The organism is Lacisediminihabitans sp. (assembly GCF_036404185.1).
Taxonomy (GTDB): Bacteria; Actinomycetota; Actinomycetes; order Actinomycetales; family Microbacteriaceae; genus Lacisediminihabitans.
In genome coordinates this window covers 1-1,993 of the sequence record NZ_DASWPB010000231.1, presented here as the reverse complement: position 1 = coordinate 1,993, position 1,993 = coordinate 1, and the positions used below count along the sequence as shown (strand labels likewise).

Here is a 1,993-nt window from a genome sequence, read left to right as displayed (position 1 = left end):
CCCGGCCTGGACAATGCGGTGGCCGACATCGCGGCCCGCCATTCTCAGCAACTCGGGCTTAGGCTGACGGAGTGAACACCGAAACCCTGGCGTCCTACTCTCTTGTCGCGATCTACTCCGCGATGGGGGTCTACCTCTTCGCGTTCATCGCCTTCACCCTCGATCTCGCCAAACGCTCGGCGGAGACGCCGATCGCCGCGGCCGTCATGCCGGTCGCGCGTCGGGTCGGCCAGTTGAGCGCATCCGGCGGCGTCACGACGCTCGAACGCCCGGTGGCCCAGGATGCGCCGGCTCCCGTCCGGCGATCGAGCCGCTTCGAGCGGGTCGCCTACGCCCTGACGATCCTCGGCTGGATCCTCCACGTGGGCGGGACCGTGCTGCGCGGCGTCGCGGCCGGCCGCGTTCCGTGGGCCAACATGTTCGAGTTCTCCCTCACGGCATCCGCCATCATCGTCGGCGTCTTCGTGTTCGTGCAGTTCTGGCAGAACCTGAAGTTCCTCGGGGCGTACATCACCGGCTTCTGCCTCATCGTGCTCGGGTTCGGGACGGTCGGCTTCTACGTCGACGTCGTGCCGCTGCCGCCCGCCCTGCAGTCGTACTGGCTGATCATCCACGTCTTCGTCGCGACGCTCGGAACGGCGTTCTTCGCCATTGGCGCCGGGCTGTCCATCGTCCAGCTGATCCAGACGCGTCGCGAGGCGAAGAAGTTCCCGGGCCTCGCCTTCCTCGACACCATCCCCAACGCCGAGAAGCTCGAGAACCTCGCCTATCGCGTGATCGTGGTCGGCTTCGTCTTCTGGACCTTCACCCTCATGGCCGGCGCGATCTGGGCCGAGCACGCCTGGGGACGCTACTGGGGCTGGGACACGAAGGAGGTCTGGACCTTCATCATCTGGACCATCTTCGCCGGATACATCCACGCGCGGGCGACCCGCGGCTGGCGCGGCTCCCGGTCGGCGTGGCTGGCCATCGTCGGCTTCGGTGCGGTGATGTTCAACTTCACCATCGTGAACCTGTTCTTCAAGGGCCTCCACACCTACAGCGGGCTGTAGGCCCGGCTCAGTCGGCGAGCAGCTCCCGGACCCGCGGGGCGACCTCGGTGCCATAGAGCTCGATGCTCGTCATGAGCTTCTCGTGGGCGAGGGTGCCGTTGCTGTACTTGAGGTCGAAGCGCGACAGACCGAGGGTCCTGGCGGTCGTCGCGATCTTGTTCGCGACGGTCTCGGGGGAACCGACGTAGATGGAGCCGTGATCGGCCTCCAGCTCGAAGGAATCCCGGGTCATCGGGCCCCAGCCGCGCTCCCTGCCGATGCGGTTGGTCATCTCCGAGTGGTGCGGCCACAGCTCCTCACGGGCCTGCTCGTCGGTCGCCGCGATGTGGCCGGGGGAGTGCACCCCGATCTTCGGGACCGGCTGCTCGAACTGGGCGAGCGCCCTGCGGAACAGCTCGACGTAGGGGGCGAAGCGTTCCGGTTGACCGCCGATGACGGCGAGCATCAGGTTGAAGCCGTAGCGCGCGGTGCGGACGACCGATTCCGGGCTGCCGCCGACGCCGACCCAGGTGGGGAGCAGACCGTTTTCGAGCCGTGGGAAGACCGACTGGTTCTCGAGGGACGCCCGCGTCGAACCCGACCAGGTGATGGGCTCCTGCTTGCGCACCTCGGCGAACAGCTGGAGCTTCTCCTCGAACAGCTGCTCGTACTGGGCGAGGCCGAAGCCGAAGAGCGGGAAAGACTCGGTGAACGATCCACGACCGAGGATGACCTCGGCGCGCCCGGCGGACAGCCCGTCGAGTGTGGCGAAACGCTCGAAGACCCGTACCGGATCGTCCGAGCTGAGCACGGTCACCGCAGTTCCGAGATGGATGCGCTCGGTGCGGGCGGCGATCGCGGCCAGGACCACCTCGGGGGCCGAGACCGCGAAGTCGCCGCGGTGGTGCTCGCCGACGCCGAAGTAGTCGAGGCCGACCCGGTCGGCCAGGGTGCCCTGGGCG

At 67.8% G+C, this 1,993-nt stretch carries 2 protein-coding genes; one reads left to right on the top strand and one right to left on the bottom strand.

Annotated features, from left to right (window positions below; translation table 11 throughout):
• Positions 1 to 71 precede the first annotated feature (71 nt).
• On the top strand, positions 72 to 1,052 hold the full coding sequence (ccsB, locus tag VGC18_RS16025; protein WP_414672907.1) for a c-type cytochrome biogenesis protein CcsB: 981 nt from the start codon (positions 72 to 74) through the stop codon (positions 1,050 to 1,052).
• Positions 1,053 to 1,059: 7 nt separating this feature from the next.
• On the opposite strand, the gene VGC18_RS16020 is transcribed toward ccsB, so the two are convergent.
• Positions 1,060 to 1,993: LLM class flavin-dependent oxidoreductase (locus VGC18_RS16020; protein WP_331099239.1), on the bottom strand; the 934-nt coding region annotated here is incomplete at its 5' end.